Origin of the sequence: Parasphingorhabdus marina DSM 22363 (genome assembly GCF_900128895.1) — a bacterium.
In the GTDB taxonomy this organism is placed as follows: domain Bacteria; phylum Pseudomonadota; class Alphaproteobacteria; order Sphingomonadales; family Sphingomonadaceae; genus Parasphingorhabdus; species Parasphingorhabdus marina.
Map to the genome: position 1 here is coordinate 832,996 of NZ_FSQW01000002.1, position 26,543 is coordinate 859,538.

General features: G+C 57.4%; 26 protein-coding genes. 9 read left to right on the forward strand and 17 right to left on the reverse strand.

The features are described from left to right. Positions 1-37: 37 nt before the first annotated feature. A complete protein-coding gene (locus BUQ90_RS13660) occupies positions 38-760 on the reverse strand; it encodes a L,D-transpeptidase family protein (protein WP_074205708.1) in 723 nt (240 codons plus the stop codon). 228 nt (positions 761-988) lie between these two features. Between BUQ90_RS13660 and BUQ90_RS13665 the strand changes: the two genes are divergently transcribed. From BUQ90_RS13665 to BUQ90_RS13675, 3 genes are read left to right on the forward strand one after another with little or no spacing between them, the layout of a single operon-like run. Next, positions 989-2,284 carry an MFS transporter gene (locus BUQ90_RS13665; protein ID WP_074205709.1) on the forward strand — a complete coding sequence of 432 codons (1,296 nt, stop codon included), beginning with the start codon at positions 989-991 and terminating at the stop codon, positions 2,282-2,284. 22 nt (positions 2,285-2,306) lie between these two features. Beyond that, positions 2,307-3,227: a cysteine synthase A gene (gene cysK, locus BUQ90_RS13670; RefSeq protein WP_074205710.1), complete on the forward strand. Its 921-nt coding sequence runs from the start codon at positions 2,307-2,309 to the stop codon at positions 3,225-3,227. Then, entirely contained in the window at positions 3,224-3,937 is a 714-nt protein-coding gene (locus BUQ90_RS13675) for a dienelactone hydrolase family protein (protein WP_074205711.1), read from the forward strand. Before cysK ends, BUQ90_RS13675 begins: the two co-directional genes overlap by 4 nt. Positions 3,938-4,029: 92 nt before the next feature. Here the strand turns inward: BUQ90_RS13675 and BUQ90_RS13680 are convergent, their stop codons facing one another. Beyond that, the gene (locus tag BUQ90_RS13680; protein ID WP_074205712.1) at positions 4,030-4,320 is read right to left on the reverse strand and encodes a hypothetical protein; all 291 of its coding nucleotides are present in this window, start codon (positions 4,318-4,320) and stop codon (positions 4,030-4,032) included. Positions 4,321-4,541: 221 nt separating this feature from the next. Between BUQ90_RS13680 and BUQ90_RS13685 the strand changes: the two genes are divergently transcribed. Then, positions 4,542-5,333, forward strand: coding sequence for an aspartyl/asparaginyl beta-hydroxylase domain-containing protein (locus BUQ90_RS13685; protein ID WP_239447438.1), 792 nt, complete (start codon positions 4,542-4,544; stop codon positions 5,331-5,333). 8 nt (positions 5,334-5,341) lie between these two features. Here the strand turns inward: BUQ90_RS13685 and BUQ90_RS13690 are convergent, their stop codons facing one another. The 4 genes from BUQ90_RS13690 to hisI form a co-directional block, all read right to left on the reverse strand. Further along, a complete protein-coding gene (locus BUQ90_RS13690) occupies positions 5,342-7,144 on the reverse strand; it encodes an acyl-CoA dehydrogenase C-terminal domain-containing protein (RefSeq protein ID WP_074205713.1) in 1,803 nt (600 codons plus the stop codon). A gap of 66 nt (positions 7,145-7,210) precedes the next feature. Further along, a complete protein-coding gene (locus BUQ90_RS13695; RefSeq protein WP_074205714.1) occupies positions 7,211-7,648 on the reverse strand; it encodes a MerR family transcriptional regulator in 438 nt (145 codons plus the stop codon). Positions 7,649-7,687: 39 nt separating this feature from the next. Continuing rightward, positions 7,688-8,218 (reverse strand): hypothetical protein, encoded by a 531-nt coding sequence (locus BUQ90_RS13700; RefSeq protein ID WP_074205715.1) that lies wholly within the window; start codon positions 8,216-8,218, stop codon positions 7,688-7,690. Beyond that, on the reverse strand, positions 8,215-8,589 hold the full coding sequence (gene hisI, locus BUQ90_RS13705; RefSeq protein ID WP_074205716.1) for a phosphoribosyl-AMP cyclohydrolase: 375 nt from the start codon (positions 8,587-8,589) through the stop codon (positions 8,215-8,217). Before hisI ends, BUQ90_RS13700 begins: the two co-directional genes overlap by 4 nt. A gap of 200 nt (positions 8,590-8,789) precedes the next feature. On the opposite strand from hisI, the gene purF reads away from it, so the two are divergent. Both purF and BUQ90_RS13715 read left to right on the forward strand, forming a co-directional pair. Then, on the forward strand, positions 8,790-10,283 hold the full coding sequence (gene purF, locus BUQ90_RS13710) for an amidophosphoribosyltransferase (protein WP_074205717.1): 1,494 nt from the start codon (positions 8,790-8,792) through the stop codon (positions 10,281-10,283). 1 nt (position 10,284) lies between these two features. After that, positions 10,285-10,986: an SDR family NAD(P)-dependent oxidoreductase gene (locus BUQ90_RS13715; RefSeq protein WP_074205718.1), complete on the forward strand. Its 702-nt coding sequence runs from the start codon at positions 10,285-10,287 to the stop codon at positions 10,984-10,986. On the opposite strand, the gene BUQ90_RS13720 is transcribed toward BUQ90_RS13715, so the two are convergent. The 8 genes from BUQ90_RS13720 to BUQ90_RS13755 all read right to left on the reverse strand — a co-directional run bounded on the left by BUQ90_RS13720 (position 10,983) and on the right by BUQ90_RS13755 (position 20,654). Next, positions 10,983-12,191: a serine hydrolase domain-containing protein gene (locus BUQ90_RS13720; RefSeq protein ID WP_239447439.1), complete on the reverse strand. Its 1,209-nt coding sequence runs from the start codon at positions 12,189-12,191 to the stop codon at positions 10,983-10,985. The two genes, BUQ90_RS13715 and BUQ90_RS13720, sit on opposite strands and share 4 nt — an antisense overlap. Positions 12,192-12,221: 30 nt before the next feature. Continuing rightward, positions 12,222-13,469 carry an SAM-dependent methyltransferase gene (locus BUQ90_RS13725; RefSeq protein ID WP_074205720.1) on the reverse strand — a complete coding sequence of 416 codons (1,248 nt, stop codon included), beginning with the start codon at positions 13,467-13,469 and terminating at the stop codon, positions 12,222-12,224. A gap of 121 nt (positions 13,470-13,590) precedes the next feature. Beyond that, the gene (locus BUQ90_RS13730; protein ID WP_143182870.1) at positions 13,591-14,313 is read right to left on the reverse strand and encodes a hypothetical protein; all 723 of its coding nucleotides are present in this window, start codon (positions 14,311-14,313) and stop codon (positions 13,591-13,593) included. A gap of 57 nt (positions 14,314-14,370) precedes the next feature. Beyond that, positions 14,371-15,153 (reverse strand): SDR family oxidoreductase, encoded by a 783-nt coding sequence (locus BUQ90_RS13735; RefSeq protein ID WP_074205722.1) that lies wholly within the window; start codon positions 15,151-15,153, stop codon positions 14,371-14,373. Then, positions 15,153-16,544 (reverse strand): cryptochrome/photolyase family protein, encoded by a 1,392-nt coding sequence (locus BUQ90_RS13740; RefSeq protein ID WP_074206434.1) that lies wholly within the window; start codon positions 16,542-16,544, stop codon positions 15,153-15,155. Before BUQ90_RS13740 ends, BUQ90_RS13735 begins: the two co-directional genes overlap by 1 nt. Before the next feature lie 14 nt (positions 16,545-16,558). Then, a complete protein-coding gene (locus BUQ90_RS13745; protein ID WP_074205723.1) occupies positions 16,559-17,611 on the reverse strand; it encodes a metal-dependent hydrolase in 1,053 nt (350 codons plus the stop codon). A gap of 6 nt (positions 17,612-17,617) precedes the next feature. After that, entirely contained in the window at positions 17,618-18,649 is a 1,032-nt protein-coding gene (locus BUQ90_RS13750) for a 2-oxoacid:ferredoxin oxidoreductase subunit beta (protein ID WP_074205724.1), read from the reverse strand. Positions 18,650-18,764: 115 nt separating this feature from the next. Beyond that, complete coding sequence (locus BUQ90_RS13755; protein WP_074206435.1) at positions 18,765-20,654, reverse strand: 2-oxoacid:acceptor oxidoreductase subunit alpha; 1,890 nt, start codon at positions 20,652-20,654, stop codon at positions 18,765-18,767. A gap of 177 nt (positions 20,655-20,831) precedes the next feature. Here BUQ90_RS13755 and BUQ90_RS13760 point away from each other — a divergent pair, with 177 nt between their 5' ends. From BUQ90_RS13760 to BUQ90_RS13770, 3 genes are read left to right on the forward strand one after another with little or no spacing between them, the layout of a single operon-like run. After that, on the forward strand, positions 20,832-21,776 hold the full coding sequence (locus BUQ90_RS13760; protein WP_074205725.1) for an alpha/beta hydrolase: 945 nt from the start codon (positions 20,832-20,834) through the stop codon (positions 21,774-21,776). Continuing rightward, positions 21,773-22,273 (forward strand): RNA pyrophosphohydrolase, encoded by a 501-nt coding sequence (locus BUQ90_RS13765; protein WP_275425817.1) that lies wholly within the window; start codon positions 21,773-21,775, stop codon positions 22,271-22,273. Before BUQ90_RS13760 ends, BUQ90_RS13765 begins: the two co-directional genes overlap by 4 nt. A 43-nt stretch (positions 22,274-22,316) precedes the next feature. Continuing rightward, on the forward strand, positions 22,317-23,267 hold the full coding sequence (locus tag BUQ90_RS13770) for a DUF481 domain-containing protein (protein ID WP_074205726.1): 951 nt from the start codon (positions 22,317-22,319) through the stop codon (positions 23,265-23,267). Between the two features lie 3 nt (positions 23,268-23,270). Here the strand turns inward: BUQ90_RS13770 and BUQ90_RS13775 are convergent, their stop codons facing one another. The 3 genes from BUQ90_RS13775 to guaB form a co-directional block, all read right to left on the reverse strand. After that, positions 23,271-23,801 (reverse strand): tetratricopeptide repeat protein, encoded by a 531-nt coding sequence (locus BUQ90_RS13775; protein ID WP_074205727.1) that lies wholly within the window; start codon positions 23,799-23,801, stop codon positions 23,271-23,273. Positions 23,802-23,870: 69 nt separating this feature from the next. Next, the gene (locus tag BUQ90_RS13780; RefSeq protein WP_074205728.1) at positions 23,871-25,049 is read right to left on the reverse strand and encodes an RsmB/NOP family class I SAM-dependent RNA methyltransferase; all 1,179 of its coding nucleotides are present in this window, start codon (positions 25,047-25,049) and stop codon (positions 23,871-23,873) included. Between the two features lie 3 nt (positions 25,050-25,052). Then, complete coding sequence (gene guaB, locus BUQ90_RS13785) at positions 25,053-26,519, reverse strand: IMP dehydrogenase (RefSeq protein WP_074205729.1); 1,467 nt, start codon at positions 26,517-26,519, stop codon at positions 25,053-25,055. Positions 26,520-26,543: the final 24 nt, after the last annotated feature.

Here is a 26,543-nt window from a genome sequence, read left to right on the forward strand (position 1 = left end):
AAATGGGCAAAATGGCCCGGTTTGAAATCGCTATCGGCTAGCCCGCGACAATTGTCTGTCCGACATTCAGCATTTTGCCGTCGGTCACAATGACCCGGTCGCCAAGCTTGACCTGCTGGAACAGGAGCTCGGCAAAGGGGGTCGGAACGCCGATGCAGCCATGCGTGGCATAGCCATATTCGACATCACTGCCATGAATGGAAATGCCGTCATTGGTCATGCGCAGCATGTAGGGCATGGGTGTATGGTAGAGGTTGGACACATGATCCTTGCTCTTCTGGGTGATCGGAAACACGCCGGTGGGTGTGGGCTTCTCATCGGCACCGTACAGGATCGCTGCAGCACCAATTTCATATCCGCCGCGGAAGACTGAGATGGATTCGGCCTTCAGGTCGACGGTGATGATGATCGGACCGTCCGGCACGCCTTCATCATCCCATTTGTAGAATCCGTGCACAAAAGGCTCGTCGATCTGCAACACGCGCTTGACGGTGAAGGGCGAGCTGCCGGCCAGCGGCAATGGGCTGGACTTCGGTGATTCGACCGCCTGCGGCAAGTCCGCGCTTGCGGTTTCAGGAACCGGAGCGACAGGATTTTTGGTAGCAATGGTCGCCGCGGCTTCGGTTCCGCTTTCGGCCGAAGCGGCGGATGCAGACGAGGTGATCGCCCGGGTCAGACCCAGAACGAGCAAAGCCAGCAGGGCAAGGCCGGCGAGGGCCAAAATAGCCACACTGGCACGCAGGGCAATTTTCTGAACCATCACTTTCTCCTTTCGCGTTAACGGAATATTTACCAGCTGATCCCCGAAAACCAGCGCTTTTTCGGCAGCGTCCCGTTGCGATACGATCCCTCCGCGGATGTTAAAAATGACCGTTAACAGGCTGAATTGGTGCGGTTCTGGCCAAAATCCCTGCGGACTTCCGGTAAATCACCGTCATGGTGCACGTAGAGATTGCAGCAACCCGCTCCAGTCGCTAGCAAACAGTCCGTGAGCAGTCCTGCGCCCCATCCCTTTGCCATCGCGAATTTCCGCTATCTGTGGTTTTCGCGCCTGACATCGATGTTCGCACTCTATGCGATGATGCTGATCCTGGGTTGGCAGGCCTATAATCTGGCGCGCGAGGACATGGGCGTCGCAGCCTCCGCGGGGATCCTCGGCCTGCTCGGCCTTTTGCAGTTCGTGCCCCTGTTCATCCTGACGCCGCTGGTCGGCTGGGTCGCGGATCATATGGACCGGCGCTGGATCGCCCGGATCGTTCTCGGCAGTCAGGCCGCCATCGCCCTGACACTGGCGCTGCTCACCATGAGCGGCGAAATCAGCCTCCATGCGATCTATGTCATAGCGGTACTGCTCGGTGTGTGCCGGGCCTTTCTGGGACCGGCGATAACCGCGCTGGCTCCCAACCTGGTGCCCAAGGGCTCGCTGCCCCGCGCCATTGCCCTCTCGACCATCGCCTGGCAGGTGGGCGTCATTGCCGGACCCGGCATGGCCGGCCCTCTCTACAAGATTGACCCCGCCCTGCCCTATCTTGTCTGCGCGCTTCTTTATGGACTGGCGACACTGGCCATATTCCTGATCGGTCCCGTGGCCCGCAGTGCGATCGACCGAAGCCGCGGCCCGTTCCGCCAGGTGATGGACGGCATGGGCTATGTCTGGTCGAACAAGCTGGTGCTGGGCGCCATAACGCTCGATCTGCTGGTCATGTTTCTCGCCGGCGCGACAGCGATGATCCCGGTATTTGCGAAGGATATACTGGGTGCCGGCGAAATCGGCTTGTCGCTGCTCGCTGCATCTCCCGCGATCGGTGCGGTGATTGTCGCCAGCATCTTTTCCTTCGCACCGCTGTCCCGCAATGTCGGCAACATGATGTTGATCGCCATGGCGGTATTCGGGATCGGCACAATCGGTTTTGGTCTCAGCACCTCATTGCCGCTCTCCATGGCATTCCTGGCCCTGTGCGGGGCCGCTGACATGTTCGGCGTCTATGTCCGCAGCTCGCTGATCCAGCTCCACACCCCCGATGACAAACGTGGGCGGGTGAATGCGGTCAGTCAAATGACGATCAGCGCGTCCAACGAACTGGGCGACGCACTGTCCGGCGGACTGGCCGTATTATTCGGTCCCATCGCGGCCATTGTCGCGGGCGGTGCAGGTGCTATAGTGGTGACCGGAATCTGGTCCCGGCTGTTTCCTCAGCTGGGTGCCGCAAAAACATTTGATCCGCCCGACGATCTCGATCCGGACCCCCTGCCGGACCGAAAACAATCGTCGAACGCGACATAAAGACAGACAGGAGAACGAAAAGATGATCGCCAGCTCAATTCTCGAAACAATAGGAAACACCCCGCATATCAAGATGCAGCGTCTGTTTGGCGATGCCAGTGTCTGGGTCAAGTCCGAGCGCTCCAATCCGGGCGGGTCGATCAAGGACCGGATTGCGCTGGCGATGATCGAAGACGCGGAAAAATCCGGCGCCCTGCAACCCGGTGGCACGATCATTGAACCGACTTCCGGCAATACCGGCGTCGGCCTCGCGATGGTGGCCGCCGTCAAGGGCTACAAGCTGATCCTTGTAATGCCCGAATCGATGTCGCTGGAACGCCGCCGGCTAATGCTCGCCTATGGTGCCAGCTTTGACCTCACGCCCAAGGAGAAGGGCATGAAAGGCGCCATCGAACGCGCAACGGAACTGGTCAGCGAAAACGCGGGCGCCTGGATGCCGCAACAGTTTGACAACCCGGCCAATGTTGATGTGCATGTGCGCACGACGGCCCAGGAAATCCTCGCGGACTTCAAGGATGATCCGCTGGATGCCATTATCACGGGCGTCGGGACCGGCGGTCATATTACCGGTGTCGCCGAGGTTTTGAAAAAGGAATGGGGCAACCTGCAGGTCTTTGCAGTTGAACCCACCATGTCCCCCGTGATCAGCGGCGGCCAGCCCGGTCCGCACCCGATCCAGGGTATCGGTGCCGGCTTCATTCCGGGCAATCTGCACACCCAGAGCATTGACGGCGCGATTCAGGTCGATCCGGCCGATGCCAAGGCGATGGCGCTGCGGGCCGCGAAGGAAGAAGGCATGCTGGTCGGCATCAGCTCCGGGGCGACGCTGGCAGCCATTGCACAGAAGCTTCCCGATCTGGGCGACAAAGCGAAAGTTCTGGGCTTCAACTATGATACCGGTGAACGCTATCTGTCCGTACCGGAGTTTCTGCCCGAAGAATGAGCTCCATCGAAGTCAATACGTTCACCTATCATCACGATGATCTGGAATTGCAGGGGTATCTGGCACAACCGAGCCGGTATCCCCGGGCGGCGATTCTGATCGTCCCGACCATTTCGGGACCGACAAAGATCATGCATGACAGGGCGAGATGGCTGGCATCGCTGGGCTATGCCGCGATGGTCTGCGATATCTATGGGCAAGGCCATATCGAGGACATGCAAAAGGCCCGGCTTCTTGCCAGCGCCTTGCGTTCCGACGCCGAAAACTATCGGGCGCGTTTCCGCTGTGCTCTGGATGAATTGCGCAAAAGATCAAAACTGGCCAATGACCGGATTGCAGCGATCGGTTATTGCATGGGCGGAGAAATTGTCCTCGAAATGGCACGCAGCGGCGAAGAGCTCGCTCTGGTGGTGAGCTTTCACGGTCTGCTCGCAACCCCGCTCCCGGCCAAGCGTGGAACGATCAAATCGCGGATCCTGGTCTGTCACGGCCGTGCAGATCCACTGGTATCTCCCAAACAGGTCAGAGCCTTTCTGGAAGAAATGGATATCGCCGGCGCCGATTGCCACATGCATATCTATTCCGGCGTGGTCCACGGGTTCACTGATCCGGCCAGCGACACCAGTCCGGTTGACGTGGTGAAATATAACGAGTCAGCCGACCGCCAGAGCAAGGCGGCCATGCTGAGCATGTTTGACGAGCTCTTCTAGATCACCCGAATGGGGTCCGGACCTTTGTTCAACCCGGCCCGAACCCCTTGCGACCCTGTCGGGTTGTCTCGTCTTGTCTGCGAAACGCAGGCCTAGTCGGGCTTGCCGTCGCCGTCATCGTCAAGAAGATCGGGCTCACCGTCTCCGTCCGTGTCCCAGGCATCGGGCTTGCCGTCACCGCTGCGGTCCCACGCATCTGCTGTGCCATCACCGTCAGTATCAATGGTGGGCGCCGGAATTTCGGATTCCTCCGGTTCCTGCTGCGCAGCTTTTTCCATATCGGGGGACGCAATTGCGCTGGTTGCCAGTGACAAGCCCGCGCCGACCGTGATCAGGTAGGGCGTCATGCGGATCCGGGGCTTCGCGCTGTTCTTGGAATGCATTGCATATACTCCTTATGCAGTTCATTCCCCTGTCACTGTCTTTTTCCCACAACCGCCTTCGACATGCCAGTGAATGTCGATGTTACGGGTGATTCGGGCGACAGGAACGACGGATGGCGCGAGTTGATCGATAATCGGCGCAGATTTGTCGAACTTTTGTCACAATTGACGGGCAACTTCACAAATCAGGGTCGGGGTCATGATATTTTTCGGGACTTTCGATGATGAAGAAGGACACAGCAACCAGTAAATCCGACACCGGGCACAATCAAAATTCCCGCCCGCTGATACTGAGAATTGGCAAGAAACTGCGCAAAAAGGCCAATCTGTTGGCCAGCTCGCAGTCGCTGATTCCCACAACACCTCTGCATCAAAGTGACATTTTTCCGTGGACAAGCCAGCTCGGAGAACAGTGGCAGGGTATCGCCGCAGAAGCGGCCGGAATACTGCAAAATCGCAGCGCCGTGCCTCCGCTGAAAGATATCTCCCCCGATCATGCGCGAATCGCTGGTGACGGGAACTGGAAGTCGTTTTTTCTCGTCGGATATGGCTATCGCGTGGAGGAAAATTGCGCGCGCGCACCGAAAACCGCGGCTTTGATCGATCAAATACCGGATCTGAATTCCGCGTTTTTCTCCATCCTCGAACCCGGGGCGGTGATCCCGAAACATCGCGGCGTCACCCGAGGTCTGGTGACCTGTCATCTCGGTCTCGATATTCCGGTGCCCAAGGAAAATTGCTGGATGCAGGTCGACGATCAGCGGGTCCACTGGAAGAACGGAGAGTGGCTCGTCTTTGACGACAGTTACAGCCACGAAGTGAAGAACGAAACCGGACAGACCCGGGTGATCCTGCTGATTCAGGTCAAAAGACCGATGCGGCTGCTTGGCAAGGTCACCCTTGATCTGGCCCTTTGGGGAATCCGCCGGTCACCCTTTGTACAGGATGCCCGGCAGAATCTCGACAAGTGGGAAGAAGCGTTCAGGCTGGCGGAAGATAATCGCGCCGCCTGAACACCAGGTCATGCAACGGCGAACATTTCCGGTTCCAGCGCCATGATGGCGTCGCTGCCACCTTCGATCTTGCGCCGCAAGCTGCCGGTATCCGGCAGGAACCGCTCCGCAAAATATTGTGCCGTCACCAGCTTGGCTTCGTAATATTTGGCATTATCGGTACCGCTGTCCAACGCTTCCGTCGCCGCCTTTGCCATTCTCAGCCACATCAGACCCAGGGATACGATCCCCATGATATGCATGTAGTGATAGGCCCCGGCACCCGCATTATTGGGGTTGGTCATCGCATTTTGCATGAACCACATGGTCGCTTTCTGCAGCTCGCCATTGGCCTTTTCCAGAGCCTCGGCGAAACCTTTCAACCGGTCATTGTCCTTGGCTTCCGTCACTTCTTCGGTGATCAGCTTGAACAGCGCTTGCACCGCACGACCGCCATTCTGGCCGAGTTTGCGCCCGACAAGATCCATGGCCTGGATGCCGTTGGTGCCTTCATAAATCATCGCAATGCGGGCATCTCGAACAAACTGTTCCATACCCCATTCGGTAATATAGCCATGACCGCCATAAACCTGCTGGGATTCGGTGCAAATGTCATAGCCCTTGGCTGTGCCATAGCCCTTGATCACCGGGGTCAGCAGGCTGATCAGGTCATCAGCCGTCTGCCGCTCTTCTTCCGTCTCTGCCTTTGCGGCCAGATCGACCTGGAGAGCACCCCACAGAACGAGAGCCCGCATGGATTCGGTGAAAGCCTTGCCGTCCATCAGCATCCGGCGCACGTCCGGATGGACGAACAGGGTGTCCGCCTTTTCCTCTGGATCCTGCGCACCGGTCAGCGCGCGTCCCTGGCGACGGTCACCAGCATAGGTCACCGCATTCTGGTAAGCGATTTCACCCTGGGCGAGACCCTGCAGTCCGACACCGAGACGCGCGGCATTCATCATGATGAACATCGCACGGAGCCCCTTGTTCTCTTCACCTACCATGTAACCGGTCGCACCGTCATAATTCATGACGCAGGTGGCATTGCCGTGAATGCCCATTTTCTCTTCGATCGACCCACAGGTAACGCCATTGCGCTCGCCCAGTGTTCCGTCATCATTGACCAGATATTTGGGCACGATGAACAGCGAAATGCCTTTCGAACTGTCCGGAGCATCGGGAGTCTTCGCCAGAACCAGATGAATGATATTCTCGGCCAGATCATGCTCGCCGGCGGAGATGAAAATCTTCTGGCCGGTAATCGCATAGGTCCCGCCGGGTTGCGGAACAGCCTTGGTGCGGATGAGCCCGAGATCGGTACCACAATGAGCCTCGGTCAGGTTCATTGTCCCGGTCCATTTGCCGGAGACCATGTTGGGCACATATTTCTGTTTCTGCTCTTCACTGCCCTCGACCAGGATCGATGCGATCGCGCCCTGGGTCAGGCCAGTGTACATTTCGAGTGCCTGATTGGCGGATATCATGAATTCCATGACCGCATTTCCGACCACCCGTGGCAAGCCCTGACCACCCATTTCCTCGGGAGAGGACAGAGTGGTCCAGCCAGATTCGATCAGTTGCGCATAAGCTTCCTTGAAACCTTTTGGCGTCGTGACCGATGCGTCTTCATGGCGCGTGCAGCCTTCTTCATCTCCGCTTTGGTTCAAAGGGTGGAGTACTTCGCTGGAAAATTTGCCGGCCTCGGTCAAAATGGCATCAATCATATCCGGCGTGGCATTTTCAAAACCCGAGATATTCGAATATTTCTCAAGCTTGAGCACTTCGTTGAAAATGAACCGAACTTCACCGATGGGAGCGGTATAACTAGGCATGATGGGGTACTTTCTGTTGCTGTGAGCGGCCGGGGAATACCGGCGCTGCTTTTATCTTGTGATCCTCTATTTTTGTTGTGCTTTGGGTTCGATGACCGTGTCCTGCACAATCTTTATAAATTCTGTCAGCTCCTTGATCGCGCTGTCGAGATCCTTGCGCTGCTTTTTGAGCAGGTCGACCTTCTCTTGACATTTTTCCAGCGTAACCTGCTTCTGCGTCGCGCGGCCGTCGCCGATGTCGTAAAGGTCGATCATTTCGCGAATTTCGGACAAGGAGAAGCCGACGTTCTTGGCCCGCATGATCCACGCGAGTCGAGCGCGGTCACGTTTTCCGTAAATCCGGGCCAGGCCTTTGCGTTGCGGTGCGATGAGACCTTCGTCTTCGTAGAAACGCAGCGCGCGAGCGGTGACGCCAAATTCCTCGGACAGATCTGAAATCGTGTAGGATTCCCGATTACGAACGTCCGGCGTATCGATTTCGGCATGATTCAAGGATTTTGACATGCCCCATTTATATCTTACGCTAACGTAAACGTCAAGACATCAGCCAGGACACAGACTGTCGATTTCCCGCCCCCGGGTCGACCGGGCAACCGCGTCGCCCTCCCCGACCAGATAGAAGCTGACACCGCTGAACGTCGCGCGCGGGGTGCAATAGGAAGCGCAGGACTCGGGCAGACTTCCGGGAATCTGCAGCTCGACACCATCAAAACTGGCTACAAAACTGCACGCTTCCTTGCTGTCGAGCCGGATATTCACTTGCTCTCCGGCACGGGTCGCTTCCCCCAGCCCCTCGCACTTGCTTTCCGGTCCGAAGACCGCAAGCATCCCGACCTGATAACCGCGCTCGTCATTGCCGACCGCGCAGAAGCGGTCGATGCCCAGCTCGCTCTGGCGCTCAAATGCACCGGACAGCGTGACATTTCGGATATCCGGGATCACGCCGGCATCGATCGCCGCCTGTTCCAGGGACGACAGCGGCGCATCGGAGGCGACTTCCGCCGCCGGTACATCCGTCTTTTCCTCGCAGCCCGTCAGGCACAGCGCCAGCAGCATCAGCGCCGGTTTCTTCACGCGACATGTTCCAGCTTGCCGTCGATGATCCTGCGATAAAAACAACTGGTCCTGCCGGTATGGCAGGCCGGTCCCGCCGGTTTCGCCCGGATCCAGATGGCATCCTGATCACAGTCGGTCCGGATTTCGACAACTTCCTGCACATGGCCGGACGTCTCACCCTTTTTCCACAGCGACTGGCGGCTGCGTGACCAGAAATGGGCAATTCCGGTGTCGAGAGTTTTCTGCAACGCCTCTGCATTCATGAACGCCACCATGAGGACATCGCCTGACGAATCATCTGTCACCACCGCAGACAGCAATCCGGCCGAATCAAATTTGGGATCCAGGCGGGTTCCGCTTTCCCGATCCTTGTCTTTCTCTGTTGTCATCCGCCCGAATTAGGGTCCCGGTGACCCCAGTGCAACGCAAAACCGGCCTTTCATTCGCATCAGATACGAAATCCGCATGAATATGATCTTTTTGTGACCAAAGGGGGAAGACAAAGCCGGGATTCAAATCTATATCCGGGCCATCCCCCATCCGGGCGTCCAACCGGCGTCAGAATATTGGGCAGCAAACAAGGTGAGACATGCTTACAACCCACCCGTTTGACGATGACAAGCTGAGAGAAGAATGCGGAGTTTTCGGCGTCGCCGGCGCGGAAGATGCCGCAGCGATGGTGGCGCTGGGTCTTCATGCCCTGCAACACCGGGGACAGGAGGCGGCGGGAATCACCGCGCGCAACGGCCGCGAATTCTACAGCCACCGGGCGCTCGGTCCGGTCGCCGGCAATTTCGACAGCGCCGAGGTCATGGACAAGCTGAAAGGCGATTACGCCTGCGGTCATGTCCGGTATTCCACCACGGGTGCCGGAACGCTGAGAAACATTCAGCCGCTGGAAGCAGATCTTGCCTCCGGCGGTTTTGCCATCGCCCATAACGGCAATATTTCCAACGCCCTCAAATTGCGGGACGAACTGGTTCGCAGCGGATCGATCTTCCAGTCGACCAGCGACACCGAGGTCATCATCCATTTGCTGGCCACCTCTCCGTTCCGCACTCTGCTCGACAAGTTCATCGATGCGCTGCGCAAGGTCGAAGGGGCCTATTCGCTGATCTGCATGACTCCGGACGGGATGATTGCCTGCCGCGATCCGCTCGGGATCCGGCCGCTGGTCATTGGCAAGGTGGGAGATGCATATATTTTCGCCTCCGAAACGGTCGCACTGGACCTGGTTGGCGCCGAATATATCCGCTCGGTTGACCCCGGAGAGCTGGTCATCGTCACCGATGGCGAGCTGCGTTCCCACCGGCCATTTGGCGACACCCATGCGCGCCCGTGCATTTTCGAACATGTTTATTTCTCGCGGCCAGACTCCATTGTCGACGGCTCCTCGGTCTACAGCGTCCGCAAGGAAATCGGCGCGCAACTGGCGATCGAAAATCCGGTCGATGCAGACTATGTCATCCCGGTTCCCGACAGCGGGACCCCGGCCGCGATTGGCTATGCCGAGAAGTCCGGCATCCCGTTCGAACTGGGCATTATCCGGTCCCATTATGTCGGCCGGACATTCATCCAGCCCGGTGACGGCGTTCGCCATCTCGGTGTGAAACTGAAGCACAATGCCAACCGGCCGCTGGTCAACGGCAAGAAGATCGTGCTGATCGACGACAGTATCGTACGCGGCACGACGAGCCTGAAAATCGTCCAGATGATGCGCGAAGCCGGTGCGGCGGAAGTGCATATGCGGATCGCCAGCCCACCGACCATGCACAGCTGTTTCTATGGTGTGAACACACCCAGGCGCGAGAAGCTGCTGGCCGCGATGAAATCGGTGCAGCAAATGTGTGACTATATCCAGGCCGACAGTCTCGCCTTCATCTCGATTGACGGCCTGTACCGCGCGGTGGGAGAAGACTCGCGTCAGGATATCCAGCCGCAATATTGCGATGCCTGTTTCACTGGTGCCTATCCCACGCCGCTGACTGATCAGGACGAGAAGGAACAGCCAGACCAGCTGACTTTGCTCAACGAAAGCGCGCCGACACGGGATGAACCGGCGCTCGCGGAAAAAGTCGGCTGACATGTCCCTGAAAGACCAACTCGCGCTGGTGACCGGCGCCAGCAAAGGCATTGGTGCGGCCACGGCGATAGCTCTTGCCCGCGAAGGCGCCCATGTCATCCTGACCGCAAGGGATTCGAAGGCGCTGGAAGAAGTCGAGGAACAGATTCACGCAGCCGGCGGCAGTGCGACAATCGCGCCGCTGGACCTGACCGATGGCGACAGCATCGGTCGACTGGCCACCGCGATTTCGGACCGCTGGGACAAGCTGGATATCATGGTGCTCAATGCCGCCATGCTCGGTTCGCTGGGACCGGTGCCGGCGATTGATGGCAAGGAACTGAATCAGCTGATGACGCTGAACTTCATCGCGCAGCAGGCGTTGATCGCCGCCTTTGACGGGATGATGCGCAAAAGCGATGACGCCAGGCTGCTCGCGGTCACCAGCAGCGTCGGCCGGTCACCGCGCGCCTTCTGGGGCGCTTATGGTGCGTCCAAGGCCGCGCTGGAAACGCTGGTGCTGAGCTATGGCGAAGAGATGCGCAATATCGGCAGGTTCCGGACCGCGATCATCAATCCCGGCCGAACCCGAACGGACATGCGCGCGCGCGCCTATCCCGGTGAAGATCCCGCATCCGTCAAGGAACCTTCGGTCGTCGCCGACCGGATTGCCGGCATCCTGACCGAAGATTTCGAAACGGGCGCATATTTCGATCTGAACTAGGCTCCGCCTTCGGCATCAATGGCCGACTGCACCGCCTCGTAAAAGGCATCGCGTTCCACCTTCCGTTCATCCGGTGTCGCGCCGTTCCAGTTGCTGTTGCTGGCAATGACCAGATTGCGCGAAGGATCGATGAATATCCCCTGGCCGAAAATGCCCTGACCGGCATAACTGCCGTCGTCATAGGTCCACCACTGATAGCCATAGCCACGACCCGGCACGCCGATATCGGCCTGTTTGGTTCCAGCCTGTGCAAACCAGCCGTCCGGCACAACTGCCGTGTCGCCGATTTTGCCGCCATCCATGGCGAACTGGCCGAACAGTGCGTAATCGCGGATCGTCGCCGAAATGCAGCAGCCGCCGATTTCCTTGCCGCCCTCGTTGAGCAGCCATTCGCCATCCTGTGACATGCCAAAGGGCTGCCAGACCTTTTCCGAGAGATAGTCCGAGATCGTCTTGCCGGTCGCCTTCGCCACCAGCACACCGATCAGGTTGGTCTCTCCGGTATTATACTGCCACCGCGTGCCTGGCTCCGCCTCGTTTTCGAGCGTTTTCATGTAGACGACAATCGGATCGAGACCGTCTTCCGGTTTGGTGTTGTTGAACAGGGCCACGTCGGATTCGGGATCGCTGTAATCCTCGTTCCACTTCACGCCCGAGGTCATGGTCAAAAGCTGCTCGACCGTCACCCCGTCATATCCGCTGCCCTTCAATTCGGGGATATAGTCCGTCAACGGATCTTCGAGGGACTTGATGTACCCATCTTTCACCGCTGCACCAACGAGGGTCGATACCAGCGACTTGGCAACGGAAAAGGACGTCCAGCGGTCATCCTTGCCGAAGTCCAGACGATATTCCTCCATCCGGATCTTGCCATCCTGCAGCACCACGATCCCGGCGGTCTGCTGGCGCTCCATATACTGATCGAGAGTCATGCTGCCCTCGCCATCGGCAATTTCCACACTGAGCGGCTCACCCGTCTCCAGTGCGGCCGGACTGTCGCCCGCCGCAATCGTGTTGGATGGCACCAGCGTGTCCATCATGCGGAACGCCTTTTTGCGCTGTTCATCGGTCCAGAACAGGATGTTCTTGTCGGTCGGCAGGCCGGCCGCATCCGCCGCCACTTCCTTGACTTTTTCACATCCCGGCAATGCCAGGCACAGTCCCGCTGTCGCCATTGCCACTGTCACCGTTCTCGTCAGTCCCACTTCACTCTCCCAATCATGATTCTGTTTCAGTTATGATTTTATCAAGGTGACCTGCGCGACGTTTATGCCGCCGCCGCGAAACCCGCCTTCGCAATAGGTCAAATAATAGCGCCAGAGCCGCACGAAATGTTCGTCAAACCCGGCAGGAAGTTTGCCTGCCTCCACCACAGCATCGAAATTCTCGCGCCAGATTTTCAGTGTCTTGGCATAATCCAGCGGGAAGTTGGTTTGATCCGTCCATTCAAGCCCGCGTTCTTCAGCCAAAGCTCGAAACCGACTTTCCGAAAGCAGCATGCCGCCTGGAAAAACATAGGTCTGGATAAAGTCGGCACTCGCTGCATACTGCTCGTAAATATCATCGGCAATCGCAATATATTGCAAGGCCGCCCGCCCGCCCGGCTTCAAGTTTTTTGCGATACAGTCCAGGAAGTCGGGCCAATATTCCCGACCTACCGCTTCGACCATTTCCACGCTGGCGATGGCGTCAAACTGGCCATCAACATCACGATAATCCTGGATCAGGAACTGCGCTTCCGGATGATGCTCACGCGCCCATTTGGTTTGTTCATCGGACAACGATATGCCCGTGACTTCCAGTCCATAGTCACAAACCAGTATTCCGGACAAAGTGCCCCAGCCACACCCAATTTCCAGCACACTGTCGCCGGGTTTTGCAGCGGTTCGTTCGGCAATAGCACGAACTTTGTTGCGCTGCGCATCCTCCAGCGATTGATCTTTGTTTCCGAAGATCGCACTCGAATAACTCATACTGGGATCTAGCCAAAGCCTGTAGAAGTCGTTCCCCAGGTCATAGTGAAACTGAATATTCTGCCGCGCGCGTTTCCGGTCATTGCGCCGGGCCTTGTGGCGACGTTTGACTATCCAGTTGAACAGGCCCGATGCCCTGCCAAGGTTTTTCAGACCCGCCCGGTTTCGGGAGAACAGATCGAATGTTCCAACCAGATCAGGGCTTTCCCATTCGCCCTTCTCCCATGCCTGATACCAGCCAACCGAACCGCTATTCATCAGACGCAGCAAGGACCTCCAATGGTGCAATGTAATTTCCACCATCGGCCCCTCACCGCGCCCCCCTACAATACGGGTTGTGCCATCGGGAAGGTGCCCCTCGAAAGCGCCATGGTCCATTCCCGCATCAATCCGGTCCAGAACCCGATGAAAAAAAGGTGCAAATTTGCGGGACAGAAAACCGGCATTGCCCGCAAATTGCTTGCGCGGCTCGAGCAGATGCTTGCCACGTTTGGGTCCCTCCACATTCATGAGCGTGAATATGGACCAGTGCCAAGCCCTTGGCAATCCACAAGCAAGTCTTTTCCAGTGGATCAACAACATGAATGTTTGTTCGGATTTTCACCGAAAATTATATTCGAAGACGCCTTTTTCAGTCTGTCTTTTTCCGGGGCATCACTTGCTCGGTCGATCTACAGCTGGTTTCTCCCGTTTCAGCCATACAACTTTCCAGGCGGGTTATATAAGTAGTCAAAAACTTGTTTTCACGTTCAGGAACGCTGGACTTGACCAGATCCAGCAGCTTTTGTGCTTCATCATAGGATTTTCGCACAAAATGCGTGTAGGCAATCACCAGCCGGATGTAAGGAAGGTCATCCTTCGACCTTTCCGCGAGCGAAGCGGCATCAAAGGAGTCGAGAAACGCCAGATATTCCGGATCGCTCAGAGTATTACCCCGGTCATGTTGCAAACCGCCAAGCAGAAAATAGATACTCACGACCTTTTCGCTGCCCCCGCTGACAAGAAAATCATCGACTTTTTTTGCAATAAAGTAGCGAGACCTGGAACTGAACGACTGAAACTCTCTGCTTTGCAAATAGGATTCCAACCGTTTGATCTCATCGTCTGAAAATTTCTTGTACATTGGCAGCCTGTTGCCCGGACACTGAGGGAGTCGTGTCACAAAGTCGCAGCTCGTCGAAACTTTGAGAAGAAAGTCCTGGGAACCACCAAAATTGCTGCAGGAAGCGGTTCCGACTGTCTGGAAATTTTCACCACCCACCGGGCATTCGACGTCGTTGGTCACTGGAATACCTGCATGCGCTGCGGTCGCAAACAACATGGCTCCAAAACCAACCAGCATTTTCCTTTGCATCAAACTTCTCCCGATCACGACACGTCCAGCCTAGCGAAAACGGTCAATTCGATCAAATCACCCCGGCGCGGCTGCCGATCCGGCCAGAATTCCGCCGTCAATCGTCATCTCGGCACCCGTAATATAAGCCGCTTCATCCGACGCCAGGAGGACCGCGATAGCCGCTACTTCCCCGACTTCGCCGAACCGCTGCATCGGGGTGTCGCTGACCAGCGCCTTGATCGCGGCCTCCCGCTCTTCCCCCTCACCCAGCATCGGCTCCCACATGGGCGTCATGATCGCTGCCGGGTGGATGGAATTGCAGCGAATGTTCCATCCCTGCTGTGCGCAGTAAAGCGCCACCGACTTGCTGTGATTGCGGATCGCGGCCTTGGATGACGCATAGGCCGCTGCCCCGGGAATACCGACCATGCCGGAGCGCGAAGAGATATTGATGATCGAACCGGCACCCTTTTGCTTCATCGCACGAATGGCATAGCGGCAGCCCAGAAATGTACCGTCGAGATTCACCCGGTGCACTTCGCGCCAGTCTTCCAGCGATGCGTTTTCCGGATCCTGCGGCGCAGTGCTGTTTTCAAACCCGGTCACGCCGGCATTGTTGACCACGACATCAGCGGCCGGATATTGCTCCAGAAGCGCATCCCAGCCGGCTTCGCTGCGCACGTCCAGCTCCCAAGTCTCGCAACCCAGTTCGCTACCCGCCTTCGCCAATTCTTCGGGATCGATATCGGTGAGCAGCACCGTTGCGCCCTCATCCGTGAAAGCCTTTCCGATCGCCTTGCCAATGCCTCTCGCGGCACCAGTGATGACACAGAATTTTCCGCTGAGGCGGTCGCCCATTATTTCACCTTTTGATACGCCGCCAGCGCCCGCTCGCGCCCGGCCTTGTGCGCAATGATCTTGGACGGATAGCTGGCCGGTTTGCAACCATGTTCTTCCGGATCATGGACATAGGGATCATCGAGGTCCGCCAGTTCCGGAACCCATTTGCGGATGTAATTGCCGGCATCGAATTTTTCCGACTGGCTGAGCGGCGCCATGATCCGCACAAACATGTTGGAATCCACTCCGGTGCCCGACACCCATTGCCAGTTCACACTGTTCGAGGCGTAATCAGCGTCGACCAGCGTGTCCCAGAACCACTGCTCGCCTTCACGCCAGTCGATCAGGAGATGTTTGACAAGAAAACTGGCAGCGATCATGCGCACCCGGTTGTGCATCCAACCGGTCACCCATAATTCGCGCATGCCCGCATCGACAATCGGATAACCGGTCTTTCCCATTGTCCAGGCCGCAAAATCATTTTGCACCTGCAGGTCCGACATATCCCGCCATGGCAATGCGCGCATCTTCTCGCGATAGCTCTCACCGCCATATTGCGGGAACTGGCAGATGACATTCTGCGCATAGTCCCGCCACACCAGTTCCTTGCAATAGGTCTCGACATTTTCGCCCTCGGCGCTGACCGCATGCCAGATGCGTGCCGGACTGATCTCCCCGAAATGCAGATGCGGCGAGAGACGGGAGACCCGCTCTTCGGACGGCAGGTTTCGGCCGCTGTCATATCCGGGCGCCTTGTCGACAAATTCTTCCAGCGCAGCCTGTGCTCCGGCTTCTCCGGGTGACCAGGCCTTGACGAGCCCGGCGGCCCAGTCCGGCTTTTTCGGCAACAGATTCCAGTCGCCCAGATCGGCAGTGTCTGGCCATTCAGCAGGAGCCTCTAGTTGCGACGGGCCCAAAGAAGGCGCTTCCGGCGGCATCCGTTCGCGCAGCGATTTCCAGAACGGCGTGTAGATTTTATATTCTCCGCCGGATCCGGTTTTCAAGGTACCCGGTGGCAGCAGGTAATTGCCGTGATGCAGGATCAGTTCAGCCTCGCCTTCGACCGCGTCGCGTAGGGCTTTTTCCGCATTGCGCCACCAGGGTTCGTGGTGATGCAGGGCGTGAATTTCTGTCGCGCCCGTCGATTTGACAATTTCGGCCAGCACCTGCTCAACCCGGCCCTGGCCCAGTATCAGCCGGGATCCCAGAATCCGCAAACACGCGTCCAGTTGTTCCAGCGAATGGTGCAGCCACCATCGCGAAGCCGCACCCATTTTGCGATGCCGGGGAGTCTCGTCATCGAGGATATAGACCGGGATAACCGGGCCTTTGGCCACCGCGGCAGCAACCGCCGCCTGATCGGAAAGACGCAGATCCCGGCGGAACCAGATAATCGTGGGAGAAGCCATCATCGTCTAATGAACTATTCGCCCGCGGGTTCCAACCTGTCCTTTGGGTACGGGATCCGTATGGCGAACCGGTCGCCCACAAGCGGATCATCAAAGCGCTGGTCGGAAACCCGGATTTGATCCCCGGTCCTCGCAATGACCGGCATCCGCGACCAGAAGAGAAACGCCTGCAGGTCTTTGCTGTCCTTCGCCGCTTTCAGGACCGGCTCGATAACATCCGGATAGTTTACTTGCAGGGATTTCTGGTCAGCGGCGGTCAGATCATCGGCAGTCAGGATCCTGGGTGAAGTGTCGGAAAACCCGGATCTCTGATACAATCTGGCACCGCTGAGAACCGAGAAATATCCATCGCCGAAGGATGCGTGCAGCTTGTCTTTCTCCTCGACACGCCACAATATCTGGCGTTCCCAGAATTTCACCGGCACAGGATTGGCGACCACCTTGTCCGGGCTGATGTCATAAGCCTTTTCCACCAGTTCGTGACCATCCGATTCCGCCTTGCCGGTGATCAGACCGTTGGCAACAATATAGGCACAGATGACCGTGAAGCTGATCCAGGCCGGTCGCTGCCAGTTGCCTCCCTGTTTCTCCCGACGCAGGGACAGCCAGACACCAGCGATCAGCGCCATCCAGATCCAGATGTCGATGATGAAGATTGTATCGCCATAATCCCACTGGCTGGAAAAGGGTTCGAGCAGCCGGATTCCGTAGCTGTTCAGCCAGTCAAGCGCGGGATGGCTCAACGTCCCGATATAGGCCAGGCCTAGTAACCAGCCACGATGAACCGGCAACCGGTCTGCCGGCCGTTTTCCGCGTCCTGTTTGCCATCGGTCAAACCCGATCATGATCCCGGTGAGCAGGATCGGCAGCACCAGCATCGCTATCGGACCATGCGTAATCCCGCGCCGGATTCCGAGATGCTGCTGGCCGCCGAGCAAAGTAGCAAAGGCATCGATGTCCGGAATATTGGCCGCAATGATCAGTGTCGCCATGCCCAGCCCGGTTTTCTTCTTGAGGCCCAGCTGGCCGAGCACGGCACCAGCCAGGCTGTGGGTCAGGTTATCCATGGGCGGTCAGAGTTCCGGGCCGTCCTTTTCGTCCACCGTCCACTTCTGACCCTTGTTGAGCAGCGCCTGCAGATCGGGCGTCTTGCCCACCGAAGAGGCTTCATTCTGCGCAACAACGGCGGCTTCAAAAGTCGGTCGTGGGTCGTCATAGAGCACGCCCAGCGCCATCGGGAATTCGCCAAATTGCATTTCGACCAGCATGTGGGCAACCGAGCGGTTGGTTACGTCATGCACGATGACTCCGGCGGCTTCCCAGTCGCCGTCCGCCACATCGACCACTTCCAGCTGCAGCGTCTTGTGATTCAGCGTGATGCCCTTTGCGCCCTTGGCGAACAGCATCGGCTCGCCGTCGACCAGATGCAGCTGTGTGTCTGCGGCGGTTTTCTTGGCGGCAAATTCCTCGAACACATCCTTGTTGTAGACAATGCAGTTCTGGAAAATCTCGATGAACGAAGTCCCCTTGTGCGCATGCGCCGCTTTCAGCACATCGGGAAGTCCCTTGTGGACGTCAATGCCACGGGCAACAAAGCGGGCTCCAGCACCCAGTGCGAAGGCACATGGCGAGGCCGGCCGGTCGACTGAACCATAAGGTGTAGACGGACTGTGCGTCCCTTCCCGGCTGGTCGGGCTGTACTGTCCCTTGGTCAGACCATAAATTTCATTGTTGAACAGCATCAGCTGACAATCCAGATTCCGGCGCAGCAGATGCATCGTGTGGTTTCCGCCGATCGACAGAGCATCACCGTCACCGGTGATGATCCAGACATCGAGATCGGGATTGGCCAGCTTGGTGCCGGTGGCTACAGCTGGCGCGCGTCCGTGGATCGTGTGAAAACCATATGTTTCCATATAATAGGGAAATCGGGACGAGCAGCCGATGCCGCTGATAAACACCGTGTCTTCCGGGCGCACACCAAGGTCCGGCATCGTTCGCTGCACGGCTTTCAGAATGGCATAGTCACCGCAACCGGGGCACCAGCGCACTTCCTGATCGGTTTCCCAATCCTTCAGCGTCGTGATTTTGGTCATTTCATTCATATCCGGTTTTCAACCTTTTCCAGTTAACCCAGCAACATCCAGAGAATTGCACAGACCACAATCAGTCCGGCAATCAGCGGCAATACGTTTTTCGGCTTGTCATCAAATGGGTCGCTCATGCCAGAGCCTCCTGTATCGCCGCCTCGACTTCGCCAATTGTGAACGGCTGGCCGGACACCTTGTTCACCGGCTTCGCATCGACCAGGAACTGATCACGCAAAATCGTCTTGAGCTGGCCGGTGTTCATTTCCGGAACGATGATCCGGTCAAAACTCTTCAACAGGTCGCCGAGATTTTTCGGCATTGGCCAGATATTGCGGATATGGACATGGCTAACATCTGCGCCGGCTTCGGAGGCGCGGAGCACCGCCTGATGGATCGGACCGAAAGTCGAGCCCCAGCCGACCACGGCCAGTTTTGCTCCCGGTTTGCCATAAGCCAGTTCCTGATCAGCAATACTGTCCGCTACGCCAAGCACCTTGTCCCGGCGGATTTCGGTCATCGCCTGGTGATTGGCTGGTCCATAATCGATATGGCCTGTGTTCAAGCCTTTTTCGATACCGCCAATCCTGTGCATCAATTCCGGAGTTCCCGGCTTGATCCAGGGCCGGGCCAGTTTTTCATCCCGCCCATAAGGCATCAGCCCGCCTTCCGGCATGGTTTCCTGAAAACTGACCGGGAAAGGTTCGAGCGTATTCACGTCAGGTATTTTCCACGGCTCGGCGGCATTGGCAATATAGCCATCGGTCAACAGCATGACCGGTGTCATATATTGCACCGCGATGCGCACGGCCTCGATTGCACATTCAAAGGCGTCACCCGGGGATCGGGCTGCGATCACAGGCATTGGCGCATCGCCATTGCGACCGAAGACAGCCTGATACAGATCAGACTGTTCGGTCTTGGTCGGCAATCCGGTCGAAGGTCCGCCACGCTGCGAATTCACGATCACCAGCGGCAGTTCGGTCATGATCGCCAGGCCCATCGCCTCGCCTTTCAGCGCGATGCCGGGACCGGAGGAAGAGGTGATCCCGAGGCTGCCGGCGTAGCTCGCGCCAATCGCCGCCGTAATCGCCGCAATTTCATCTTCTGCCTGGAAAGTGGTCACGCCGAATTCTTTCAGCCGGGACAGGTGATGCAGAATCGCCGAAGCCGGGGTGATCGGGTAGCCGCCGAAGAACATCGGCAATCCCGCAAGCTGCGCACCAGCGACCAGTCCCTGGGAAATCGCCTCAGCGCCAGTGACCGTCCGATACACGCCGGGCGTTGCGGGCGCCGCCTTGATCCGATGCGTGGGCAAATGCCCTCCACCGAGACCGTCGCCCGAAATTTCTGCTGTTTCGCCATAAGCATGACCGGCATTCAGCGCCGCAATATTGGCGTTGGCGATTTCGGGAAGCTTGGCGAATTTTTCCTTCAGCCATTTGATGACAGGCTCCCGCTCGCGCTCAAACATCCAGAGGGCAAGCCCCAGCGTCCACATGTTCTTGCAGCGCAGCGCTTCCTTGTTGCCGAGACCAAATGGTTTCACCGCATCCAGGGTCAACTGGGAAATATTCAGTTTGAGCAGTTTCCATTTTGCCAGAGACCCGTCTTCGAGCGGATTGCTGTCATAATGCGCCTTGTCGAGATTGCGTTTACCGAATTCTCCTTCATCGGCGATCACCAGACCACCGGGACGGACTTCCTGGACATTCGTTTTCAGAGCAGCAGGATTCATCGCAATCAGCACGTCCGGCTGGTCGCCGGCCGTTTCGATCACCCGGCTGCCGAAATTGATCTGAAATGCGGAAACACCGAAAAGCGTTCCCTGCGGCGCGCGAATCTCTGCCGGAAAGTCCGGAAATGTTGCGAGGTCATTGCCGGCAAGCGCGGTCGACAGCGTGAATTGGCCACCGGTCAGCTGCATCCCGTCGCCGCTGTCTCCGGCGAAGCGTACAACAACATTTTCCGCATTGCCTGCGGGGCCACCGCCTTGATCATCCTGTTTCAGCGCTGTCGCCATAAATCCAATCCACATTCAACTTTTTGGAACATGCTCCGTAGAGCATTTTCTCTCCCCGCTTCAAACCACAAAAACTATTAGGGATAAAGCATTTGTTTGGCGCAATTCCTTTAGAATAGCGCTTGCATGGGCAAGCCGGACTGATCTAGTCGACTGCAAAACAAAGGGAGATTCCGGATGACCACGGCATTTGTACGACCAGACACACAAGCATTGCTGACCATGCTGGAAGCGGCGGTAGAGGTTCCGATGAACGAAATGGAACCTCCAGCCGCCCGCGAAGCCTATGTTGCGATGCGTTTTCTCGTCGATGCTGAACCGACCAAGCTCGCAATCGTGCGCGATCTGGTCTGTCCAGGACCTGCCGGCGAAATCAAGCTGCGCTACTATGACTCCCGGGAAAGCCGCGAAAAGGGTCCGGTCATCATGTTCTATCATGGCGGCGGCTTCGTGATTGGCGATCTCGAAAGCCATCACCCCTTCTGCACCGAGATGGCCGCCCAGATGGATCTTCCTGTTGTCGCAGTGGACTATCGGCTTGCGCCGGAAGCCCCCTTTCCTGCCGCCCCCGACGATTGCGAGGCCGCAACCCGATGGATAGTGGACAATGCTGCCACCGAATTGGGAATAGAGATAGACGGGCTGATTACCTGTGGCGACAGTGCTGGCGGCAATCTGGCTATCGTGGTTGCACAGGATCTGCACAAAAAACCTGCAGTGGTTCCGGTCATCGCACAGGTACCCATCTATCCGGTAGTCGACAGCACTGCCGCTGGTGGATCAATTGACGAATTTGCCGAAGGTTTCCTTTTGACCAGGGACAGTATGGATTATTTTTCCGGGCACTATGCCGGAGTAGCCGGAGATGTGCGTTGTGATCCCATTCATGGTGATCTGGCCAGCAGTCCGCCCACAGTGCTGATAACTGCTGGCCTCGATCCCCTGCGCGATCAGGGCCGGGCCTATGCAGCCAGACTGGTAGAAGCCGGCGTTTCGGTGACCTATCTTGAGGCGATCGGCAATATTCACGGACTGATCTGTCTGCGCAAGGGCATTCCCTCCGCCCAGAAAGATATCGACAATATCTGCAACGCCTTGAAAAACACATTGGCAAGCCTGTGACCAGATCCAGCGACCCCTTTGCTGAACTGCCCTATCGGCCATGCGCCGGCGTCATGCTGGCCAACCGGCGCGGCCAGGTGTTTGCAGGACAACGGCTCGATGCAAAAGACAGCGCTTTTCCCGATGCCTGGCAGATGCCACAAGGGGGGATAGATCCCGGCGAAGACGCTGAAATGGCCGCTGTTCGGGAGCTCGAAGAAGAAACGGGAATCGCGCCGCACCATATCCAGATAATTGCACAATGTGCCGAAGAGCATTTCTATGATTTGCCTGACGAGCTTATGGGCAAGATTTGGAAGGGCAAATATCGCGGGCAGAGACAGACCTGGTTTTTGATGCGATTTACCGGTGAGGATTCGGATGTCAATATCGCTACGGATCATCCCGAATTCTCGGCCTGGAAGTGGATGCATCCACAACAGCTGCCGAACCTGATTGTACCCTTCAAACGGGACCTGTATCGCGCGATTATCAGCGAATTTGAAAAGCTGATCTGAGGCTAGGCGCAAAGCAGCGAAGGAAAGGCTGGAGTAACACAGCATGCGGAACCCCCAAAAATTGTTCATTCTCGCTTTGCTGAGCAGTTCAGCAACTTCCGCTCAGGCCGAATTGCCGGCTCCGGTCAAGGCAATGCTCGATGCAGCAATCGAGTCCGGCATCGATGCAGATGTCCAAAGTGTCGCGAAGATTGCAAAAAAAACCAACCCGGAAGATGCTGCGGAAATAGATGCCATGGTCGCCCGGCACAATGTTGCGCGTGAACAGATGGCCGCAGCCGCCAGGCAGGAAAAACTGGAAGCCGGCTTTTTTGAGAACTGGTCAGGTGAAGCCGAGATCGGTGCCTTTCGTACCACGGGGAACAGCAGCAATACTGGCTTGAGCGGCGGATTGAAACTTAACAAGGACGCCGAGAAATGGCGCCTGAAGTTTCTCGCACGCGCAGATTATCAGCGCAGTAACGGTATCACCACGCGCGAACAGTTCAAGACCAGCGTCGAGCCGGAATACAAGTTTGACGACCGGTTTTATGCCTATGGTCTCGGCATGTTCGAACGTGACCAGTTCCAGGGTTTTGATGCCCGTTATACATTATCAGGGGGACTGGGATATTCGGTCATTCGCAACGAGGACGTGACACTCAACCTCAAGGCCGGGCCGGCCTGGCGGCTGACCGAGTTTACGGATGGCGGTTCGGACAGCAGTCTCGCCGGATTACTCGGCATCGATTTCGACTGGCAAATCTCCAAAAACCTGAAACTGTCTCAGGATGGCGGAGCAACTGTACTCGCTGAATCTGACGGCTTCGCATCCGCGAATGCGATCTTCTCGTCGGGCAGCAATACATTTACGGCAACTACAGCCCTTGACGCCAAACTGATCGGCAGGCTGTCTGCGCGTTTTGCCTATACGATAGAGCATGAGACTGATCCGCCTGACGGACGCGTCAAGACAGACACACAAAGCCGTGCCACCTTGATTTACGATTTTTGATGATCAGGGGGTTTCCGAAACCGGCTTTTCTTCACCCACTTTGGGTTTGGGTGTGACTGCCTGAGCCGACATGACCGGTTTTTTCTCCGAAGCAACAATGACAGAAGAGAGCTGCCTTGTCTGATCACAGCGGCCACGACAGACTGTTTTGAGCCGAGACAGGTTCAGCTTCGCCTTTTCCACTGCACCACGCTGCACCAAAGCCTCCCCCTGCCCGGCAAGGGCGTCGAGATTATTGGGATCAAGGATAAGTGCTTCCCGATAGAGCCGTATGGCTTTGCCAGGAAGTTTCTGGGCCCGTGCGATCTGGGCCAGCGCAACAAAAGCAGACCCATTTCTGGGATCAACCGCCAGTGACGTTTCATAAAGATCTGTCGCGAGCTGCAAATTTCCTTTGTTTTGTGCCTTTTCACCCAATTTCAACAACTCGACGGACCGGGGTTTGATCTCGATATCCGCAGATTGTCCGAAACTCGCGCTCGAAACGGTCGCAAAAACCAAGGAAACGGCCAGTACAGCAGGGGAAAAACGCATAATCAGCTCCAAAAGGGTTTCGCGCTGTTTAGCAGATTCACCTGCACCAGCGCTTAACATGATTTGATATCACAATTTTTCGAGGCAGGTGAAATAAAAGCCATCCGTTCCGTCTTGATACGGTGAAAGTAATTTTCCTTTACGATATGGCCGGCCCAGCGGCAAATCAACCTCAATATGCTGCCAATCCGGGTATTTTCCAAGGAAGCTGCCGGTTTGAGCCGCCCCTTCGGCGTCCAGCAACGAGCAAACCGCATAGATCAAACGCCCGCCGGGGGCGACCATCCTGCTGCCCAGTTCGAACAATCTCGTCTGCAGATTCACCGTTCTTTCCAGCCGATCCGGGGTCATGCGCCAGCGCAATTCGGGATTGCGCCGCCACGTTCCGGTTCCCGAACAGGGAGCATCAACCAGAACCAGGTCGCATCGGCCGACAAACGGCGCCAGCGCCTCATCCTCCTTTCCCGGGTCAAGTAACAGGGGTTCGATATTCTCAATACCCGCTCTTTGCTGCCGCGGCGCCAGCCGACCAAGCCGCCTCTTGTCGGTATCCGCGGCGATGATCCGGGTTTTTGCGGACAATTCCGAGGCCAATCCAAGGGTTTTGCCCCCTGCCCCTGCACACAGATCTAGCACCAGTTTGGGCTCATGCCCGGTACAGGCTGCGACAATCGTCTGACTGCCGAGATCCTGAATTTCGATCTGACCGCTATTGTGCAAACTGCTATTTTCGACCCGTGTGCCGGCGGGTAGTCGATACGCGTTCTTGAGCGGCAGTTCCTCAACGTCAGGCCACTGACTGCGAAGAGTCCGGAGGTCCACTTTCGCCGGAACCATCCGGATATCCAGCGCTGCCCTCCCGAGCAGGGCCTCCCGCTCCTCCGCAACGATCGGTTCGGCAAATTTTTCGCTGAGCCAGTGCGGGATCGCCCCGCCCTCTGCCATCGGCTCGTCTTCGCCCAGCTTTGCGGGTCCGTAACCGGACCCGTCGAACAACTCTGCCAGTTCCGGCTGGTCCTCGAGCAAACCGACCATGGCACTGCGCCCGGATGCGGGGCGGTCGCCGAAACGCCGGATGGCCTGATAGACCAGTTCACGCACCGCCCGGCGATCCTTCGAGCCCGCGTAACGCCGTGCCTTGAAAAACTGCTTGATGATGTTGTCCGCAGATGCCCCATCATCGCGCGCAGCGATGATGATTTCGTCGAGCAGCTCGATGGCCGCCTGCAGTCTCGCCGACGGGGTCAACGATCAGCGCGTCGGATAATTGGGTGCTTCCCGGGTAATCGATACGTCATGCACATGGCTTTCCTGAAGACCGGCATTGGTGATGCGCACAAATTCGGCACGCTCGCGCAAGTCTTTGAGCGTCTCGGACCCGGTATAGCCCATGGCTGCTTTCACGCCACCCACCAGCTGATGAATGACATCGCCGGCCGGCCCTTTGAAGGGGACTTGCCCTTCAATGCCCTCGGGTACCAGCTTCATCTGGTCGGAAATATCCTGCTGGAAATAGCGGTCTGCCGAACCGCGCGCCATCGCACCGACAGAACCCATGCCGCGATAGCTTTTGTAGGCCCGGCCCTGATAGAGAAAGGTTTCGCCCGGAGCTTCTTCGGTACCGGCCAGCAGCGAGCCGACCATGACCGACGACGCGCCAGCTGCCAGAGCCTTGGCCACATCGCCCGATGTCCGCAATCCACCATCGGCCACAATCGGAATGCCGGCTTTTTCGGCCTCTTCGGCACAGTCCATGATGGCCGTCAGCTGCGGGACTCCGACGCCGGCGACTACGCGTGTAGTGCAGATCGATCCCGGGCCAATGCCCACCTTGATGCCATCCGCCCCGGCATCGATCAGCGCCTTGACGGCTTCGGCAGTTGCCACGTTCCCGGCAACGATCTGGGTATTGTTTGATCGCTTCTTGATCTCCGCAACCGCACGACCAACCATCGCGCTGTGACCATGCGCGGTATCCACCACCACAAGATCGCATTCCGCATCAATCAGCGCTTCGGTCCGTTCCAGGCCTGCATCGCCAACCGTGGATGCTGCGGCAACCCGGAGACGTCCGGAATCATCCTTGGTCGCGGTGGGATAAGTCACCGCCTTTTCAATATCCTTGACGGTGATCAGGCCGACGCAATGAAAACTGTCATCAACAACCAGCAGTTTCTCGATCCGGCGCTGGTGCAGCATGCGGCGGGCTTCTTCCTGACTGACGCCCAGAGGAACCGTCACAAGGTCATCCTTCGTCATCAGCTCCGATACGGGCTGCTGGGGATTTTCCGCGAAACGGACGTCGCGATTGGTCAGAATACCAACCAGTTTCCCGCTCGCTTCGACGACTGGAATACCGGAAATCTTGTTCTGTGCCATGGTCGCTTCGGCATCAGCCAGCGTGGCATCGGGGGATATTGTGATCGGGTTGACCACCATGCCCGATTCAAAGCGCTTCACCTGACGGACTGCAGCGATCTGCTGCTCGAGTGTCAGATTGCGATGAAGAACGCCGATACCGCCCAGCTGGGCCATCACGATCGCCATGTCGGCTTCGGTAACCGTGTCCATTGCCGATGACAGGACGGGAATGTTGAGACCGATTTCCTTGGTCAGGCGCGTTTCCGTATTCGCCTGACTGGGGACAATATCCGATGCCGCGGGCTGCAGCAGGACATCATCAAAAGTCAGTCCGGTTCGAATATCTCTGCTGCTCATGGCGGGCCACTTTCCATCGTCTGA

What these genes read in the sequence shown, in the direction of transcription:
- BUQ90_RS13660 (WP_074205708.1), bottom strand. Translation starts at nt 760, where the DNA reads ATGGTTCAGAAAATTGCCCTGCGTGCCAGTGTGGCTATTTTGGCCCTC.
- cysK (WP_074205710.1), top strand. Translation starts at nt 2,307, where the DNA reads ATGATCGCCAGCTCAATTCTCGAAACAATAGGAAACACCCCGCATATC.
- BUQ90_RS13675 (WP_074205711.1), top strand. Translation starts at nt 3,224, where the DNA reads ATGAGCTCCATCGAAGTCAATACGTTCACCTATCATCACGATGATCTG.
- BUQ90_RS13680 (WP_074205712.1), bottom strand. Translation starts at nt 4,320, where the DNA reads ATGCATTCCAAGAACAGCGCGAAGCCCCGGATCCGCATGACGCCCTAC.
- BUQ90_RS13685 (WP_239447438.1), top strand. Translation starts at nt 4,542, where the DNA reads ATGATGAAGAAGGACACAGCAACCAGTAAATCCGACACCGGGCACAAT.
- BUQ90_RS13690 (WP_074205713.1), bottom strand. Translation starts at nt 7,144, where the DNA reads ATGCCTAGTTATACCGCTCCCATCGGTGAAGTTCGGTTCATTTTCAAC.
- BUQ90_RS13695 (WP_074205714.1), bottom strand. Translation starts at nt 7,648, where the DNA reads ATGTCAAAATCCTTGAATCATGCCGAAATCGATACGCCGGACGTTCGT.
- hisI (WP_074205716.1), bottom strand. Translation starts at nt 8,589, where the DNA reads ATGACAACAGAGAAAGACAAGGATCGGGAAAGCGGAACCCGCCTGGAT.
- purF (WP_074205717.1), top strand. Translation starts at nt 8,790, where the DNA reads ATGCTTACAACCCACCCGTTTGACGATGACAAGCTGAGAGAAGAATGC.
- BUQ90_RS13715 (WP_074205718.1), top strand. Translation starts at nt 10,285, where the DNA reads ATGTCCCTGAAAGACCAACTCGCGCTGGTGACCGGCGCCAGCAAAGGC.
- BUQ90_RS13725 (WP_074205720.1), bottom strand. Translation starts at nt 13,469, where the DNA reads ATGAATGTGGAGGGACCCAAACGTGGCAAGCATCTGCTCGAGCCGCGC.
- BUQ90_RS13730 (WP_143182870.1), bottom strand. Translation starts at nt 14,313, where the DNA reads ATGCAAAGGAAAATGCTGGTTGGTTTTGGAGCCATGTTGTTTGCGACC.
- BUQ90_RS13735 (WP_074205722.1), bottom strand. Translation starts at nt 15,153, where the DNA reads ATGGGCGACCGCCTCAGCGGAAAATTCTGTGTCATCACTGGTGCCGCG.
- BUQ90_RS13740 (WP_074206434.1), bottom strand. Translation starts at nt 16,544, where the DNA reads ATGGCTTCTCCCACGATTATCTGGTTCCGCCGGGATCTGCGTCTTTCC.
- BUQ90_RS13745 (WP_074205723.1), bottom strand. Translation starts at nt 17,611, where the DNA reads ATGGATAACCTGACCCACAGCCTGGCTGGTGCCGTGCTCGGCCAGCTG.
- BUQ90_RS13750 (WP_074205724.1), bottom strand. Translation starts at nt 18,649, where the DNA reads ATGAATGAAATGACCAAAATCACGACGCTGAAGGATTGGGAAACCGAT.
- BUQ90_RS13755 (WP_074206435.1), bottom strand. Translation starts at nt 20,654, where the DNA reads ATGGCGACAGCGCTGAAACAGGATGATCAAGGCGGTGGCCCCGCAGGC.
- BUQ90_RS13760 (WP_074205725.1), top strand. Translation starts at nt 20,832, where the DNA reads ATGACCACGGCATTTGTACGACCAGACACACAAGCATTGCTGACCATG.
- BUQ90_RS13770 (WP_074205726.1), top strand. Translation starts at nt 22,317, where the DNA reads ATGCGGAACCCCCAAAAATTGTTCATTCTCGCTTTGCTGAGCAGTTCA.
- BUQ90_RS13775 (WP_074205727.1), bottom strand. Translation starts at nt 23,801, where the DNA reads ATGCGTTTTTCCCCTGCTGTACTGGCCGTTTCCTTGGTTTTTGCGACC.
- guaB (WP_074205729.1), bottom strand. Translation starts at nt 26,519, where the DNA reads ATGAGCAGCAGAGATATTCGAACCGGACTGACTTTTGATGATGTCCTG.